Here is a 16,896-nt window from a genome sequence, read left to right on the forward strand (position 1 = left end):
TTTGCTCTTTGCCGTGCATTTTGCTTAGTGCGGCAGCACCCTTGAGGCCGCCGCATCACCCCCTGTCGGCACAAGATCAGCGACCTCATCCCACACAATCGGCTGAGGCTGACGTGTGAGCGCACGCGCCAGCACTTCATCCACATGCGAAACCGGCACAATCTCAAGGCCGTCTTTCACATTATCAGGAATTTCAACAAGATCTTTCTCGTTTTCCTGCGGGATGAAAACCGTGCGGATGCCTGAGCGCAGCGCGGCCAGAAGCTTTTCCTTCAGCCCGCCAATGGCCAGCACCCTACCCCGGAGCGTGATTTCGCCTGTCATGGCGACATCTCGCCGCACCGGAATACCCGTGAGCACACTCACAAGCGATGTCACCATCGCAACGCCAGCAGAAGGGCCATCCTTAGGAGTCGCCCCTTCCGGCACATGCACATGAAAACTGCGCTTTTCGAATACGGTAGGAACGATTCCAAAGCTTGTCGCCCGACTCCGCACGAAGGAGTAAGCCGCAGAAATACTCTCCTTCATCACATCGCCCAGCTTGCCTGTTTCCACCACGCCGCCCTTGCCGGGCACCATGACACTTTCGATGGTCAGGATTTCTCCCCCCACCTCTGTCCAAGCCAGCCCCGTTACCACGCCCACCATGTCTTCCGCTTCGGTCTCGCCATAACGGAAGCGACGCACCCCGGCATAGGTTTCAAGGTTTTCCGGCGTAACCGTCACGCTCTCTGCCTTACCGGTCACGATCTCCTTGACCGCCTTGCGCGCCAGCCGTGCAAGCTCACGCTCAAGGCTGCGTACACCGGCCTCACGCGTGTAGTAGCGGATCACATCGCGCAGGGCGTCATCCGTGATCGACCACTCACCAGCCTTCAGGTTATGCGCCTCAATCTGCTTTGAAATCAGGTGCTTACGCGCGATCTGAAGCTTTTCGTCCTCCGTGTAACCGGACAGGCGGATAATCTCCATGCGATCCAGCAGCGGCTGGGGCATATCGAGGCTGTTTGCCGTCGTAACAAACATGACATCGGACAGATCGTAATCCACTTCCAGATAATGATCCGCAAAGGTCGCGTTCTGCTCCGGGTCCAGCACTTCCAGCAGAGCGGAGGCCGGGTCTCCACGCCAATCGGCCCCCAGCTTGTCAATTTCATCAAGCAGGAACAGCGGGTTGGAAACCTTGGCTTTTTTCATGCCCTGAATGATTTTGCCCGGCATGGAACCAATATAGGTGCGCCTATGCCCACGGATTTCGGCCTCATCCCGCACGCCGCCCAAAGACATGCGGACGTAATGACGGCCGGTCGCTTTGGCGATGGAGCGCGCAAGAGACGTCTTACCCACACCCGGCGGCCCCACAAGGCACAGAATCGGCCCCTTGAGCTTCTGCGAACGGCTCTGTACCGCCAGATACTCAAGGATACGCTCCTTGACCTTCTCCAGACCGTAGTGATCGGCATCGAGAATCGTCTCGGCCTCATGCAGGTCATGACGCACTTTTGTGCGCTTCTTCCACGGAATGCTCACGATCCAGTCGAGGTAGTTCCGCACCACAGTGGATTCGGCAGACATGGCGCTCATGCCACGCAGCTTCTTCAATTCGCTGACAGCTTTTTCACGCGCCTCACGCGGCAGACGCGCCTTGGCGATCTTTTCTTCGATCTCGGCGGTTTCGTCGCGGCCGTCTTCGCCCTCGCCCAGTTCCTTCTGAATGGCTTTAAGCTGCTCGTTCAGATAGTACTCGCGCTGGGTTTTTTCCATCTGCCGTTTGACGCGGTTGCGGATCTTTTTCTCAACCTGCAACACGTCAATCTCAGCTTCGATATGGCCGAAAATTTTCTCAAGCTGGGCCGCCACTGTCGGCAGCTCAAGGATTTCCTGCTTTTCCGCAATCTTGAGATTGAGATGACTGGTAACCGTATCGGCCAGTTTTGACAGATCGCTGATCTGGTTCAGTGAAACCAGCACTTCAGGCGCGATTTTCTTGTTGAGCTTCATATACTGCTCAAACTGCGAAACGATAGACCGGCCCAGCGCCTCTGCCTCCGCACCTTCCGCCGGATGTTCGGGCATGTCTTCGACATCCGCCTCGAAATACCCCTGCTGATCGTGCATGGCTTTCACACGCACACGCTTAACGCCTTCCATCAGCACCTTGACGGTGCCATCGGGCAGCTTGAGCAGTTGCAGAATGGTGGAAAGGGTGCCGACCGTATAGATGTCGTCCACACCCGGATCGTCCTGCGCCGCATCTCTCTGCGCCACCAGCAGAATATGATGATCATCCTGCGTGACGGATTCGAGCGCCTTGACCGATTTTTCCCGCCCGACAAAGAGCGGCACGATCATATGTGGGAACACCACAATATCGCGCAGGGGCAGCACCGCCACATGCGTGGTTTCCGCTGCTTTACGGCCACCCGCCTTCTTGCCAGCCTGCGGCCGCACGGCCTCGGTACCGGACATATCAGGTGTCGCGGTCTTGCGACGACGGCGTGTGACGGGTTTTTCGTTTTCAGACATTATCAAGACCTCCTGACAAGGACGATCGAACTCCCAACGCCCGCGAGGCGGCACGCCAGAAGCCTGTCCGCCCTCTCCGCCTACGGGAAAGGGCTATGTTTTCTTGTATGTTGCAACGCCATAACCCCGGCGCAATAGGGGGCCAGAAGAAAACCGTGCCAACTCATAGGGCTGACACGGTTCCCGGGCCGTGACCTTTTCAGGCCGACTGCTCCGTTGGCAGTTCCTTTTTTTGTCCATACACATAGACAGGACTGGTCTTGCCATCCGCCACCTCGCGGTTGACCACCACCTCCTCCACATTGTCCAGACCCGGCAGGTCGAACATGGTGGACATGAGGATGCTTTCCATAATGGAACGCAGGCCGCGGGCACCGGTCTTACGCACGATTGCGCGGTCAGCAATGGCCTTGAGCGCATCATCCGTAAAGGTAAGCTGTACGTCTTCCATCTGGAACAGGCGCTGATACTGCTTGACCAGAGCGTTCTTTGGCTCGGTCAGGATCTTGATCAGTGCGGCTTCGTCCAGATCACCCAGCGTGGCAAGAACCGGCAGACGTCCGATGAACTCAGGAATAAGCCCGAACTTCATCAGGTCTTCAGGTTCCACATCATGCAGGATTTCACCTGTACGACGCTCGTCGGGGGAACGGACATCCGCCCCAAAACCAATGCTGGTACCCTTACCGCGCGCGGAAATGATCTTGTCCAGACCAGCGAAAGCCCCACCGCAGATAAACAGCATGTTGGTGGTATCCACCTGCAGGAACTCCTGCTGGGGATGCTTGCGCCCACCCTGCGGCGGCACGGAAGCAACCGTGCCTTCCATCAGCTTGAGCAACGCCTGCTGCACACCTTCACCGCTGACATCACGGGTAATGGAGGGGTTGTCAGACTTCTTCGAAATCTTGTCGATTTCGTCGATATAGACAATGCCGCGCTGCGCCCGTTCCACATTGTAGTCAGACGCCTGCAGCAGCTTGAGGATGATGTTTTCGACATCCTCACCCACATACCCGGCCTCGGTCAGCGTTGTCGCGTCCGCCATGGTGAAAGGCACATCCAGAATACGAGCCAGCGTCTGGGCCAGCAGCGTCTTGCCCGAACCCGTAGGCCCGACCAGCAGGATGTTGGACTTGGCAATTTCGACTTCGCCAGCCTTGGCCACCTGCGTCAGACGCTTGTAGTGGTTATGCACCGCAACGGACAGAACCTTCTTGGCCTGCATCTGCCCGATGACATAATCATCCAGCACCTTGCAGATTTCCCGCGGGGTAGGTACACCCTCGCGCGATTTTACCAGAGAGGTCTTGTTCTCTTCACGGATGATATCCATGCAGAGTTCCACGCATTCATCACAGATGAACACGGTCGGGCCGGCAATCAGCTTCCGCACCTCGTGCTGGGACTTGCCGCAGAACGAGCAATACAGCGTATTTTTGGAATCACCGGACTTCGCGTTCATCGGTCTCCTCCCTCGATCATCCAGGGTTCCACAACACCGGGAACCGCGTTCCGGTCTTTTTCCGCCCAAAAGTCAGCGGAACACTCCCTTAATGTAACAGGAAGTTCAAAGTATGCCAGATCAGGGATGATCTTTATCCTTCCTGTCTGCCTGCGTTGCACTATGGCGAGTGATCACTTCATCGACAATCCCGAAAGACTGCGCTTCTTCCGCCGACATATAGGTATCGCGCTCAAGCTTCTGCTCGATTTCCTCAAGCGTGCGGCCGGTATGCTCGCGATAGATCTCGTTCAGGCGCTGACGGATGATCAGAATTTCGCGGGCCTGAATTTCAATATCACTGGCCTGACCCTGCGCGCCACCAGAAGGCTGGTGCACCATGACACGGGCATTCGGCAGAGCAAAACGACGCCCTTTCTCACCACCGGCCAGCAGGAGCGAACCCATGGACGCCGCCTGACCGATACACACGGTGCTGACGGGGCTGCGGATGTACTGCATGGTGTCGTAAATAGCCAGACCAGCCGACACCACCCCACCGGGGCTATTGATATAGAAAGAGATTTCCTTGTTCGGGTTCACGCTTTCCAGATACAGAAGCTGCGCCGAAATCAGCGAGGACACCTGATCGTAAACGGGCCCGGTCAAAAAAATGATACGTTCCTGCAGCAGACGGGAATAGATATCAAAAGCCCGCTCGCCCCTGGAGGTCTGCTCGACCACCATCGGAACCAGTGCGTTGCTGAAAATTTCAACGGGATCACGATCCCTCATGCCACTCATTCCCGTATAAAAAACTGAAACGTCCCTTACCCACCGCGCCCTTCGGATGCGACCGGTTGCAGGCTCATTCCTTCAAGATAGAGATAAAGTGGCAAGATGCCACCCCGGAAAAGAAAAACAGGCTCAAAAAGAATGTCCCGCCAGTTCACACTGGCGGGACAGAGCCGTTTTCTCAGATATCCGCTGACGGAATATCGGAAAGCTCGTCCGGGGTGACTTCTTTATCCGTCACCGTGGCGAGTTCGATCAGGTAATCAACCACCTTGTTCTCGAAGATCGGCCCGCGCAGACCTTCAGCAGCCTGCGGGTTCTTCTGGAAGAACTCGAACACCTGCTGTTCCTGACCGGGGTAGCGCATGGCTTCCGCACGCACGGCGCGGCCCAGCTCTTCCGGGCTGACAGTGATACCGTTCTTACGGCCAATTTCCGCCAACAGCAGGCCCAGCTTCACGCGGCGTTCGGCAATCTTGCGATAGTCCGCACGCAGGGTGTCTTCGTCTTTTTCCTTATCTTCGTCATCGAGCTGACCGGCCTGACGGTCGGATTCAACCCGCGCCCAGATCTGCTGGAATTCGCTTTCCACCATACCTGCCGGCGCTTCGAAGTCAGCCTTGCCAGCCAGCGCGTCCAGCAGGTCGCGCTTGATGCGCAGACGGGAAAGCTGGTCATACTCGCCACTGATCTGCTTGCGGATGAGATCCTTGAGCTGATCGAGGTTTTCGAAGCCGATCGTCTTGGCCAGATCATCGTTGATCTCGGCGTCAACAGCCTTCTTGAGCTGCTTCGCCTTGATGTCGAAGGTCGCTTCCTTACCAGCCAGTTCCGCTGCGCCGTAATCGACCGGGAACGTCACGGTAATGACCTTTTCCTCACCGGGCTTCATGCCTTCGATCTGCTCGGCAAAACCGGGGATAAAGCCTTCGCCACCGATTTCAACGTTCACATCTTCAGCCGTACCGCCATCGAACGGCACGCCGTCGCGCTTGCCCACGAAGTCGATTGCCACAACGTCACCCTTGGCGGCGGGACGCACTTCTTCGATCACCTCGAAGTTACGGCCACGCTGGGCAATGTCGGTCAGAGCCTTGTCTACCGCTTCGTCGCTGACAGTCGCCTTCAGGCGCGTCAGAGCCAGACCGGACAGATCGGGGACTGCGATTTCAGGCAGGATTTCACTCTCGACCTTGAATTCGAGACCCTTGCCATCGTCTTCCTGACCGGAAACCAGATCAACCTGAGGCTGACCGGCAGGGCGCAGGCCACGCTCTTCAAAAACAGCGCGAATAGAATCGGACACGATCTGTTCGATCACTTCGCCCCAGATGGCCGCACCATAACGCTGGCGCGCCAGAGACACAGGCACCTTACCCGGACGGAAACCCGGCAGGTTCAGGTTGGCGGCCACTTCCTTGAGGCGCGCATCGCGCTTGCCTTCAAGTTCTGCAGCCGGAACTGTCACGGTGAAACCACGCTTCAGCCCTTCGGAAAGGGTCTCGGTTACCTGCATCGGCCAGGCCTTCCTCTTGGTACATATAGACTTCGGACATCCCGCAAGATCAGCCACCGGCTGCCACGGAACGGGACGGGAGCAAGAAACTATGTGGTACGGGCGGAGGGACTTGAACCCCCACGACTTGCGTCACCAGAACCTAAATCTGGCGTGTCTACCAATTCCACCACGCCCGCGCATTACTCGCCGTCGCAAGATGCGTGCGTTTAGCCCAAAGCGGGACAGACGGCAAGAGAGCCACGCCACACAACCGAGCCAACACACCTCATAAAAGTCCCTGCTCCCGTGCTGACAGCCCCTGTAGGCGTTCAGCCTCCACCCGCGCACTACCCAGATGGCGGTCCAGTTCCTCCGCCACGGGCCATGCCCCGGCACGTCTCCCTGCCTCTCCATGCAGCCAGACTCCGGCGCAGGCAGCCTCCCATACCGGCATACCCGCAGCCAGCATGGCGGCAATCACGCCTGAAAGCGTATCGCCAGACCCGGCTGTACCCAGTGCAGGCGTGGCATGAATATTGATCGCCAGCCGCCCGTCCGGTGCGGCAATGAGGGTGGAAGCACCCTTAAGCACGACCACGGCCCCGGTCTGCCGTGCCGCCTGACGCACGCGGGCTGGTGGGTCATCACCCACCGCGCCAAAAACACGCGCGAACTCTCCGGCATGAGGTGTCATGACGGCAACACCCCTCAGGGCATCCGGCCGCCCGGCAGCGGCACTCAGCGCACCGGCATCCGCCAGCACACACCGCCCCGCCTCAACCAGCACCGGCAACGTGCGCTCCACCTCCGCTTCCGTCAGGCCCGGCCCACACACCCACACATGTCGCCGCGCATCACCCAGCAAAACCTCCAGCGGCGCATCATCGACAATCAGGCCGGGGTCACCTAGACGGAACGCGGGGGCATTATCCCCCGCTGCCAGCCTGACAAGCCCCGCCCCAGCCGCCCGCGCCCCCGAAGCGCAGAGCCGCGCGGCACCGGGCATATTCTCCCCCGCACACAGACTAACCACACCACGCGTGTATTTATGGCTTTCAGGCGTCAGTTCCGGCACACGCCACAGCCCCGGCGCGTTCAGCCACGCCAACGGGGGATGAGCCTCCAACGCATCAGACGGCATACCGATATCCGCCAGCACGATCCGCCCCATCGACTCCCGTACCGGGTAGAGCAGATGCGCAGGCTTGTAGCGACAGAATGTTACCGTCAGCTCCGCTCCAGGAGCATAGCCACGCACCTGCCCGGAGCCACCATCCACCCCCGAAGGCACATCCACCGCCACCACGCGGCGCGCGGCCCGCAGCACATCCGCCACCGCAGGCTCCACATCACGGGCAAGCCCCGCACCAAAAACGGCATCAAGCACCACATCCACCCGTGCGGCTTCAGCAGCGACAAAAGGCACACGCGGCCCCACAAAGCGACCGGCCACCTCGGCCGCAGCACTACCCGGCTTTGGCTCTGCCAACGCCGCCACAGCCACGGGCCAGCCCGCTTCGAGCAGAAAACGGGCGGCGGCATAGCCATCGCCCCCGTTATTGCCCGGCCCACACAACACCAGCACACGCGCGGGCCGCATGCTGGCCTGCATGGCCCGGGCCACAGCACGCCCTGCATTCTCCATTAGTGTGGCAACTGGGATCTGCTGCGCCGCCAGCCTGTCCACCGCGCCCATTTCAACCGGCGTGTAAACACCCAGATCACTCAGGGAAAAAGACCGCACAGCACACCTCCGGCACGACATGGGCCTGTGGCCCGGATGGAACATACCCCTTGCACCCACGCGCATGGCTTGGCAAATCAGGCACCATAGAGTGGCCGGGCCCGCCTGATTGCAGCTTTACTCAAGCCCGGCACATGACCCACAGCCCCCGGCCTTAATCTGCCAGCCCTGTTCTCGCGGAGTCCTCATGCCTCATTCCCCCCTCTGGAGCCTGGTGCTCGCGCTGCATATCATCAGCATTGCCCTGTGGATCGGCGGCATCTTTTACGCCGTTGCGATTCTGCGCCCCAGCCTTGGTCTGCTGGACGCCACTCAACGCAACTCCATCATGCTGCAAACGCTGGCGCGCTTTTTCAAAGGGCTGACACACGCCATTCCGACAGCGCTGGTTTCGGGCTGGCTGCTGATCCTGCATGAAGGCGGCTTTGCCAACGTACCATGGACAGTCAACGCCATGCAGGGCTTCGGTATTCTCATGGCCCTGCTGTTCGTCCGCCTGTATTTTGGCCCCTACCAGAAGGTGCGCCGCTCCATCCGCCCGCAGGCCAGCGCCTTCGACTCGATCCGCATGCAAATGCTTGCAATCATGGCGCTGGGTTTTCTGGCGATCCTGTCAGCCTGCCTTGGCCATCCCTTTATGTGAAAAAATTCTGTCTTTCCGCCCAAAAACTTGATTTTGGGCGGAAAGAGCTTTATCCGGGCTAGCACCTGACAGGCTGCGAAATCCGGCTCGGCTGCCCTTTGACCTGATGACGGCAAACCATACGGCAGACCCGCTCAGCCAGGGGTAAGACTGACCGAACCTTTGTTCCGAGAGCATATTGACAGCTAAAACGCCCGCCCGCACCCGCAAGACCGCCCCCTCCCGGAGCCGCAAGGCCGCCCCAACGGAGGCGCCTGACGTGGCGGAAACCGCCGATGTGCAGCCCCCCGCTGCAAAACGCGCAAAGGCGACAAAGCCTGTCAGCGCTCCGGCCCGCACGCGCCGTACCAAGGCAGCCGCAGCGGCTCCTGCCGAAACGGATGTAACGGCACCCGAGTTGCCTCCTGCTCCTGAAACAGCGCCCAAGCCTGCGAAAAAAACGGCTGTTAAAGCCGCCACAAAAGCAGCGCCGCGTCGCCGCACAGCCAAAACCGCGGAAAAAGCTGAAACCGTAACCGAGCCTGCTCCCGGCGTGGCAGAGGATGTGGTGGAACAACCTGCAGCCAAGGCAACCAAAACCGCGCGTGGCACCACGGCAGCCAGCAAAACCACCCGCACGGCCACACGCAAAACAACACCCCGGGCCAAAAAGACCGAAGACAGCGCACCTGTCGCCGTTGAAATTGTGCCTGAGCCCGTTGCGGAATCCGCCCCCGTTATCACGGCCCCTGAACCGGTTGCCCCCGCGCCCGAAACCCCGGCACCTGCTGCCGAGGAAAAGGTTACGTTTGCGGATCTCGGCCTGTCCGAACCGCTGCTGCGCGCCGTGACGGAAATGGGTTATATACACCCCACCCCCATTCAGGCGCAGGCTATCCCCGCCGTGCTGATGGCACGCGATGTTCTGGGCGTGGCCCAGACCGGCACCGGCAAGACAGCGTCCTTCACGCTGCCTATGCTCGAAATCCTCAGCGATTCACGCGCCCGTGCCCGCATGCCACGCTCCCTCATTCTGGAGCCAACGCGCGAACTGGCCCTGCAGGTAGCGGAAAACTTCGTCAATTACGGCAAGCACCTCAAGCTCAACCACGCCCTGCTGATCGGTGGGGAAAGCATGGCTGAACAAAAAGAAGTGCTTAACCGGGGTGTGGATGTTCTCATCGCAACGCCCGGCCGCCTTCTGGACCTGTTCTCGCGCGGTGGCCTGCTGCTGACCCACACCAAAATTCTGGTGATCGACGAAGCAGACCGTATGCTCGACATGGGCTTCATTCCCGACATTGAAAAAATTGTCGGGCTGCTGCCCCCCATGCGCCAAACCCTGTTCTTTTCCGCGACCATGGCTCCGGCCATTCGCAAGCTGGCAGATGCGTTCCTGCATTCTCCCAAGGAAATCACGGTTGCGCGGCCTTCCTCGGTTGCAACCACCATCACCACCGGCCTGCTGGTGGTGGACGAGCACGACAAGCGCCGCACCCTGCGCCTGCTGCTGCGTGACCCCAAGCTGCAGAACGCCATTGTTTTCTGCAATCGCAAGCGCGATGTGGATGTGCTGACAAAATCGCTCATCAAGCACGGCTTCTCTGCTGGCGCCTTACATGGCGATCTGCCGCAGTCTGTCCGCTTTTCCACGCTGGAACGCTTTAAGGCTGGTGATCTGAAAGTGCTGGTCTGCTCCGATGTGGCTGCCCGTGGCATCGACATTGGCGGCCTGTCGCATGTGTTCAACTTCGACCTGCCTTTCCATGCCGAAGACTACGTGCATCGCATTGGCCGTACCGGCCGTGCTGGCCGCGAAGGTCACGCCTATAGCCTCGCCTGCCCGTATGACCGGACACTGGCCGAAGCAATCGAGGAACTGACCAAAAAGCCCATCCCCCGCATGACTGTGGACGGGGTGGAACAGCTTGAATGGGCGGAAGGCAAGCGCCCTGCGGGTGATCGTGGCCGCAAGGACAAAGACAAGGACAGGCACCGCGAAAAAGACAAGTCGCGGGACAAGGACAAGAGCCGCGACAAGGAGCGTGAACGCCCCCGCAATGCCCGGCCCGACTCGACGCCGGAGCCCCGTCCTGAACAGCATGAACGTCCCCGCCACGACAACAAACCGCATGGCAAGCAGACACGCCACCAGCGTGATGAAATCGCCCCCGTTCCCGGCGGCGAAACCATTGGGTTTGGCGATCTGCAACCCGCGTTCATGCAACTGCCCCGCCGCGCCTCTGTGCGGCCCAACACGCCGGGCATTGCCGCTCATGACACAGACGGGGAGCAGAACGCGCCCCGCTCTGATGCCTGATTACAGGCCTGGGCGCACATACCGGAAGTGATCGGAACAATGGCGGAGTCTCACCCGGGTAAAGCCACGCCTGCCCAGCAGGAAGTGGTTAACGTTCTGTATCTAGCCGGGTTGGGCGATGGCACGGTGCGTCTGGCTGATGGCCAGATTGCCCATGTGGCAGGAGCGCTACCCGGCGAGACAGTCCGTATTGAAGAAACCCGCAAGGGTACATGGCAGCTACAGGACGTTATTGAATCCTCTCCCGAGCGCGTCTCCCCCCCTTGTCCTCTGGCCGAAAGCTGCGGCGGCTGCTCCTTGCAGCATATCCGGCCCGAAGCCCTTCTGGCATGGAAAACCGAGCGCGTTATTCGCGCCCTGCATAATGCAGGTTTTGAGACCGTGCCGCAGGCCGCAACATTTCAGGTTGCTCCCCATAGCCGACGGCGGGCAGATCTGGCCGTTAAGCGCGGCGCTTCATCCATGCTTATCGGCCTGCATGGACGGAACACAAAAACCATTGTCGATATGAGCACCTGTCTGGTGCTTGATCCGCATATTCTGTCCCTGCTCCCCGCGTTCAGAACTGTGCTTCACAGTCTGCAGGCTATCCGGCGCGAAGCCAGCCTGCATATCAACCTGCTGGACACTGGAGCGGATATCCTACTGGTAACAGATGCCCCCCTGACAACGGCGGATCGCATCCGCCTAACTCAGATGGCGGAAGACCATGCTATCCCGCGCATAAGCTGGGCATCTGCCTCAAACCCGGAAGCCACGGAAACCGCAACACAGCGCGCCCCGGTTACCCAGAGCATCGCGGGGCATGAAGTCACGCCCCCTCCGGGTGGTTTCCTGCAAACCAGCGCCGCCAGTGAACAGGCTATTCAGGCCGCCGTGCTCGCAGCCCTGCCAGAAAAAATGACCCGCCGCGCCAGTGTAGTAGAACTCTATGCCGGGTGTGGCACACTGACATTCGCACTGGCCCAGCGCTGTCAGGTCAGTGCTTACGAAGGGCACGGCCCAGCCTGTAACGCGCTGAAAGCGGGCACAGGCACGGCGCGGATTACCACACACCACCGCGACCTGACCCGACAGCCACTTATGGCCAAGGAGTTCGCGCAGGCGGCAGCTGTTATTCTGGATCCACCCCATGCCGGGGCAAAAAACCAGATGGAACAGATTGCCCGAGGCCTGCCGACACAGGTTATTTATGTAAGCTGTAATCCGACCGCCCTGTCCAAGGACACGGCCCTGCTGGCTAAAGCAGGTTACCGTCTCCATGCTGTAACGGTCATTGACCAGTTCCTGTGGTCAGCCGAGACTGAAACCGTATGCGATTTCAGACGTGAAAGCTCTCGCCGCAGCCGCAGCGGCCCTTCTCGTTCGGGTTTGTAAACACAAACCCGGCCTCAAGGTCGCTCTCACGATAATCCATCTGTGACCCGATCAGGAACAGAGTAGCTTTTCTGTCTACCAGAACGGTTACATCGTGACTTTTCACGACCTCATCGCCATCGCCGGGCTGGCTGACAAAGCTCATATCGTAAGCCTGACCGGAACAACCGCGCGTGGAAACCGAAACCCGCAGTAACTGCCCCTCATGCGCCGTAGCGTACAGGTGCTGCAACCGGGCGGTGGCGGCATCTGTCAGGCTGATCAGGGGCGGCAGGCTCCGAATGGCAGGCGCTGTGCTGGAAACTTGGGCCATTTCTCCCTCCCTTACTTTTTTCGTATTCAGAACATGTTCAGGGCCAGCCGGGCCTCGTCGCTCATACGCGACATATCCCACGGCGGATCCCACACAACATCGACATCAGCCGATGTCACCCCCGGCACCCGCTCGACTTCTTCCTTGACCTGAGCAGGCAGTTCCTGCGCGCTCGGGCAGTTGGGGGCTGTCAGGGTCATATCCACATGCACGCGGCCATCATCATACAGATCAATCGCGTAAATCAGACCTAACTCGTAGATGTTCACCGGAATTTCCGGGTCATGCACCTTGGCGATCGCCTCGATGACCGCATCTTCCGAAACGGCACCAGAGTGTGGCGCATCACTGCTCTCGGCGACCTCGCCTTCGGGGCGCCAGCTTTCCACCTGTGCCTTGGGCTCACCCGCGGCATCGTTATCTTCAAGCACATCCTTATGGATATGCTCCGCATGCTGCGGTTCGGCCTGATCCGAAACCCGTATGTCTTCAGACACGGACATGAGTTAATGCCTCCTTAAGCGCGACCCATGGCAATTCTACACAACGTATCCGCGCCTTGTGAAAACGCACCGCAGTAAGGGGTTGCATAACCCCCAGTGACGGCGTGCCCTCCGGCGGGCTCTCTACCTGTTCAATCGCATCCTGCGTAACCAGTGCGGCTGAAAAACGTACCCCTACCGCCTGCGCTTCTTCCACGCTGCACCCGCTCAACCGTTCGGCCAGCATATCGGCTGCGGCGGTGCATAACGCACAGCCTCGGGTGCGATGCCTGATCTGGCTGATATGGTACCCCTGCAGGGCAATGTCGAGCCGCGTCCGATCACCACACAGGGGGTTACGCCCCTCGCCACTCAGATTTGCTTCAGGCAGATCGCCGGCATAGCGGGGGTTACGCGCCCGTTCCACAATCTGCAGGTCATACAGATCCTGCGCCGCGTCACTCACACAAAGAAATCCCTGATCCGCACCAGAGTTTCAGCCAGCGCATCAATATCCTGCGTGCTGGTATAGACCCCGAAGCTGGCCCGCGTTGTGGCATGCAGGCCCAGCCGGCGCATAAGCGGTTCCGCACAATGCTGCCCAGCCCGCACCGCAATCCCGTTCCGGTCAAGCAGGGTGGCAATGTCATGGGGGTGCACATCGGCCATAGTAAAGGAAATAACCCCGCCGCGCTGCTTTGGCGCTCCCACGACCTGAAGCCCCGGCACATCGGCCAGTTTTTCAAGCGCGTAGGCGGTTAGTGCCTGTTCATGCGCTTCGATCGCGTCGAAACCAATAACCTCAACCCAGCGAATGGCAGCGCCCAGCCCAAGTGTTTCCACAATCGCAGGCGTTCCCGCCTCAAACTTGTGAGGAACATTGGCCCATGTGGATTTTTCAAATGTGACAGAGGAGATCATATCCCCGCCACCAAGGAAGGGGGGCATTTCTTCCAGCAGGGCTCTACGGCCCCACAGAACGCCAATACCGGTCGGGCCATACAGCTTGTGGCCAGTGAACGTATAAAAATCCGCCCCCAGCACCTGCACATCGGTTCTATGGTGCACGGCAGCCTGACTGCCATCAAACAGCACCAGCGCACCGGCTGCATGCGCCATATCGGCAATCTGGCGCGCGGGCGTAATGGTGCCCAGCACGTTGGACATATGGGTCATGGCGACCAGCGCCACCTTGCCATCCTCAAGCTGGCGGCCATAGGCCTCCATGTCCAGATCGCCCGCATCGGTAATGGGAGCCACTCTGAGTTCCACACCCGAGCGATCCCGCAGCATCTGCCACGGAATCAGATTGGCATGGTGCTCCATTTCCGAAATCAGCACCGCCTGCCCCGGCTTCATCAGACTGCCGAGCGAATGCGCGACAAGATTGATGGCTTCGGTGCTGTTGCGGGTGAAAATGATTTCTTCATGCGAGGGCGCGTTCAAAAACGCCGCGACCTGACCGCGCACCGCCTCATACGCATCGCTGGTGCGTTCGCTCATCCAGTACAGGCCACGATGGATGTTGGCATACTGGTGGCGCATGGCATCGGCCATGCTATCGATCACGACAGCCGGTTTCTGCGCGGAGGCACCGCTATCCAGAAAGACGAACGGGCGGCCATGCACCGTTTCAGACAGGATAGGAAACTGCGCCCGCACGGCCTGCACATCCAGCGTGGCGGCTGGTGTGGTTTTCAGGGTTTTATCCGTATTCATGCGCTTTCTCCCGCACCACCCTTGCGGGCCAGCATAGCCCGGCAGAGCGCCTGCGCGCCTTCATGAGCGATCAGGCCCAGCGTTTCGTCCACAAAAGCTTCGATCAGTATCTGCCGGGCCTGTGCATCTGGCACCCCACGACTACGCAGATAGAACAGTTGCTCGTCATCCAGCGCGCCAACCGTGGCACCATGACTGCACCGCACATCATCCGCGTAGATTTCAAGCTCGGGCTTGGCATCGATTTCCGCATCAGGTGAAAGCAGCAAGGCCTGATTCATCTGATAGCCGTCTGTTTTCTGGGCGATCTGCTCAACCAGCACCTTGCCCTGAAAAACACCCCGTGCGTGGCCATCCAGAACATTGCGCACGGTCTGACGAGAAATACAGTCAGGAGCGGCATGGGTGATGACACTCGTCATATCACCCACCTGCGCACCGCCAAGACGCTGCACGCCGTTGACGTGAACCGCCGCACGTGAGGCACCAAGACGAGCATGCACTTCATGCCGCAGCAGCAGGCCATCAACCCCGAGGGCAAAGCTGTCATACACGCCCTCGCGGTCAACATCCGCATAAACCGTGCCCAGACCGACCGCCTCAGCCCCTTCAAGCTGAAGGGTGACGTGTTCCAGTGCCGCAGCAGCACCGACATGAATATCCGTGACCGGGTTATGGAAATACGCCCCCTGCCCGGCCTGCACGCACACCAGTGTCAGACGGGCTCCGGCTTCCAGAACCACCGCATGGCGCGGATGGAAGGAGAAGGTAAGCGCCTGCCCACCCAGACCGATCGAGACCAGCAGAAGGGTGCCGCCATCCACACCGGCTTCCACCTGAATGTTTGCGCCATCCTCGGCCAGCGCCGTGTTAAGCGCTACCAGCGGATCGCGGTCGGGGGATGCTGCATTTCCAAAACGCGGCGCGTCGGCAAAAAACGTAACCTTTACGCCCTTTGGGGCAACGCTCAGATCCGGTGCGTGACGACCATTGACGAACACCAGTCGAGGCTGGTCCGCCAGCCCATCCTGTGCAGCCAGCACATGATCGAGCGCTGCACGCGCCGCCGCTGCATCATACGTTGCGGCTGGCGCTGAAAGGCTGGTCTGCCCCAGCACACGCAGGGCCGTATATTTCCAGGCTTCTACCCGGCGGGTTGGCAGGCCAGCATGCTGTAGCGCTGCTACGGCCTGCTGGCGTTCCGCCCCCGCCAGTCCCTCAAGCCGCTGCGAGAACAGGGCCAGAGGGCCGCCCCTGTCCGGGCTGATGGTGTTCACGCGGCCTCCGACAGGAACTTGGTGTAGCCTTCCTGATCAATCTGGCGCGCCAGTTCCGGCCCACCGGACAGGATGATCCGCCCTTTGGCCATGACATGGATGCGATCCGGCACCAGATAGTCCAGCAGCTTCTGATGGTGCGTGATCACCAGTGCGGAAAAAGTTGGGGCGCGTAGACGGTTCACGCCTTCAGCCACAACCCGCAGTGCATCCACATCCAGCCCGCTATCGGTTTCATCCAGAATAGCGAAGGTCGGCTGGAGCAGCGTCATCTGCAACACTTCGTTGCGCTTCTTTTCCCCACCGGAAAAACCGACATTGACGTTACGCTTGAGCATGTCCGGCGCCATGGAGAGGGTCTTGGCCGCTTCCCGCGCAAGCTTGAGGAACGCCACTGCGTCCAGCTCTTCCTGACCGCGCGCACGCCGCACGGCATTAACCGCCGTGCGCAGGAAGTTGGCGTTGTTTACGCCCGGCAGTTCCACCGGAGATTGAAAGGCAAGGAACAGGCCCGCGGCCGCACGTTCTTCCGGCTCCATGGCCAGCAGGTCCTGCCCCTGAAACAGAACGCTGCCTGACGTAACCTCGTAATCCTCACGCCCGGCCAGCACATAGGACAGGGTGGATTTACCAGAGCCATTCGGCCCCATGATAACATGCACTTCGCCGGGGGGGATGCTCAGATCCACGCCACGCAGAATCTGCTTTTCCTGTCCGTCAGCATCAATTCTGGCGTTCAGGCCGGAAATTTCCAAAAACTGGCTCATATGCGGGGC

At 59.8% G+C, this 16,896-nt stretch carries 14 protein-coding genes and 1 tRNA gene; 3 read left to right on the forward strand and 12 right to left on the reverse strand.

The genetic code is table 11. The features are described from left to right. Nucleotides 1-24 precede the first annotated feature (24 nt). The 6 genes from lon to J2D75_RS03770 form a co-directional block, all read right to left on the reverse strand. On the reverse strand, nt 25-2,529 hold the full coding sequence (gene lon / locus J2D75_RS03745; protein ID WP_207853007.1) for an endopeptidase La: 2,505 nt from the start codon (nt 2,527-2,529) through the stop codon (nt 25-27). Between the two features lie 199 nt (nt 2,530-2,728). Next, on the reverse strand, nt 2,729-3,994 hold the full coding sequence (clpX, locus tag J2D75_RS03750; RefSeq protein WP_207853008.1) for an ATP-dependent Clp protease ATP-binding subunit ClpX: 1,266 nt from the start codon (nt 3,992-3,994) through the stop codon (nt 2,729-2,731). A 120-nt stretch (nt 3,995-4,114) separates the two neighbouring features. Then, entirely contained in the window at nt 4,115-4,777 is a 663-nt protein-coding gene (locus tag J2D75_RS03755; RefSeq protein ID WP_207853009.1) for an ATP-dependent Clp protease proteolytic subunit, read from the reverse strand. Nucleotides 4,778-4,949: 172 nt separating this feature from the next. Beyond that, complete coding sequence (gene tig / locus J2D75_RS03760; RefSeq protein ID WP_207853011.1) at nt 4,950-6,284, reverse strand: trigger factor; 1,335 nt, start codon at nt 6,282-6,284, stop codon at nt 4,950-4,952. A 94-nt stretch (nt 6,285-6,378) separates the two neighbouring features. After that, nucleotides 6,379-6,463 (reverse strand) — tRNA-Leu (locus tag J2D75_RS03765). 89 nt (nt 6,464-6,552) lie between these two features. Continuing rightward, nucleotides 6,553-8,010 (reverse strand): NAD(P)H-hydrate dehydratase, encoded by a 1,458-nt coding sequence (locus tag J2D75_RS03770; protein ID WP_265782832.1) that lies wholly within the window; start codon nt 8,008-8,010, stop codon nt 6,553-6,555. Between the two features lie 187 nt (nt 8,011-8,197). Between J2D75_RS03770 and J2D75_RS03775 the strand changes: the two genes are divergently transcribed. The 3 genes from J2D75_RS03775 to J2D75_RS03785 all read left to right on the forward strand — a co-directional run bounded on the left by J2D75_RS03775 (nt 8,198) and on the right by J2D75_RS03785 (nt 12,329). Next, nucleotides 8,198-8,653 carry a hypothetical protein gene (locus J2D75_RS03775; RefSeq protein ID WP_207853014.1) on the forward strand — a complete coding sequence of 152 codons (456 nt, stop codon included), beginning with the start codon at nt 8,198-8,200 and terminating at the stop codon, nt 8,651-8,653. A gap of 277 nt (nt 8,654-8,930) precedes the next feature. Continuing rightward, complete coding sequence (locus tag J2D75_RS03780; protein ID WP_456304228.1) at nt 8,931-10,952, forward strand: DEAD/DEAH box helicase; 2,022 nt, start codon at nt 8,931-8,933, stop codon at nt 10,950-10,952. Between the two features lie 39 nt (nt 10,953-10,991). Next, on the forward strand, nt 10,992-12,329 hold the full coding sequence (locus tag J2D75_RS03785) for a class I SAM-dependent RNA methyltransferase (RefSeq protein WP_207853017.1): 1,338 nt from the start codon (nt 10,992-10,994) through the stop codon (nt 12,327-12,329). Here J2D75_RS03785 and J2D75_RS03790 read toward each other — a convergent pair. The 6 genes from J2D75_RS03790 to sufC are packed head-to-tail and all read right to left on the reverse strand — an operon-like array spanning nt 12,274 to nt 16,887. Continuing rightward, nucleotides 12,274-12,642, reverse strand: a complete 369-nt coding sequence (locus J2D75_RS03790; RefSeq protein WP_207853019.1) for a HesB/IscA family protein — start codon at nt 12,640-12,642, stop codon at nt 12,274-12,276. The genes J2D75_RS03785 and J2D75_RS03790 overlap by 56 nt on opposite strands. Before the next feature lie 26 nt (nt 12,643-12,668). Beyond that, nucleotides 12,669-13,145: an SUF system Fe-S cluster assembly protein gene (locus J2D75_RS03795; protein ID WP_207853021.1), complete on the reverse strand. Its 477-nt coding sequence runs from the start codon at nt 13,143-13,145 to the stop codon at nt 12,669-12,671. After that, complete coding sequence (locus tag J2D75_RS03800) at nt 13,132-13,590, reverse strand: iron-sulfur cluster assembly scaffold protein (protein WP_207853023.1); 459 nt, start codon at nt 13,588-13,590, stop codon at nt 13,132-13,134. The genes J2D75_RS03795 and J2D75_RS03800 overlap by 14 nt, the downstream gene beginning before the upstream one ends. Beyond that, entirely contained in the window at nt 13,587-14,843 is a 1,257-nt protein-coding gene (locus tag J2D75_RS03805) for an aminotransferase class V-fold PLP-dependent enzyme (protein ID WP_207853026.1), read from the reverse strand. The genes J2D75_RS03800 and J2D75_RS03805 overlap by 4 nt, the downstream gene beginning before the upstream one ends. Next, nucleotides 14,840-16,120: a Fe-S cluster assembly protein SufD gene (sufD, locus tag J2D75_RS03810; protein ID WP_207853028.1), complete on the reverse strand. Its 1,281-nt coding sequence runs from the start codon at nt 16,118-16,120 to the stop codon at nt 14,840-14,842. Before sufD ends, J2D75_RS03805 begins: the two co-directional genes overlap by 4 nt. After that, nucleotides 16,117-16,887: a Fe-S cluster assembly ATPase SufC gene (sufC, locus tag J2D75_RS03815; RefSeq protein WP_207853031.1), complete on the reverse strand. Its 771-nt coding sequence runs from the start codon at nt 16,885-16,887 to the stop codon at nt 16,117-16,119. Before sufC ends, sufD begins: the two co-directional genes overlap by 4 nt. Between the last annotated feature and the right edge of the window lie 9 nt (nt 16,888-16,896).

This window comes from Acetobacter suratthaniensis (assembly GCF_017377745.1).
In the GTDB taxonomy this organism is placed as follows: Bacteria; Pseudomonadota; Alphaproteobacteria; order Acetobacterales; family Acetobacteraceae; genus Acetobacter; species Acetobacter suratthaniensis.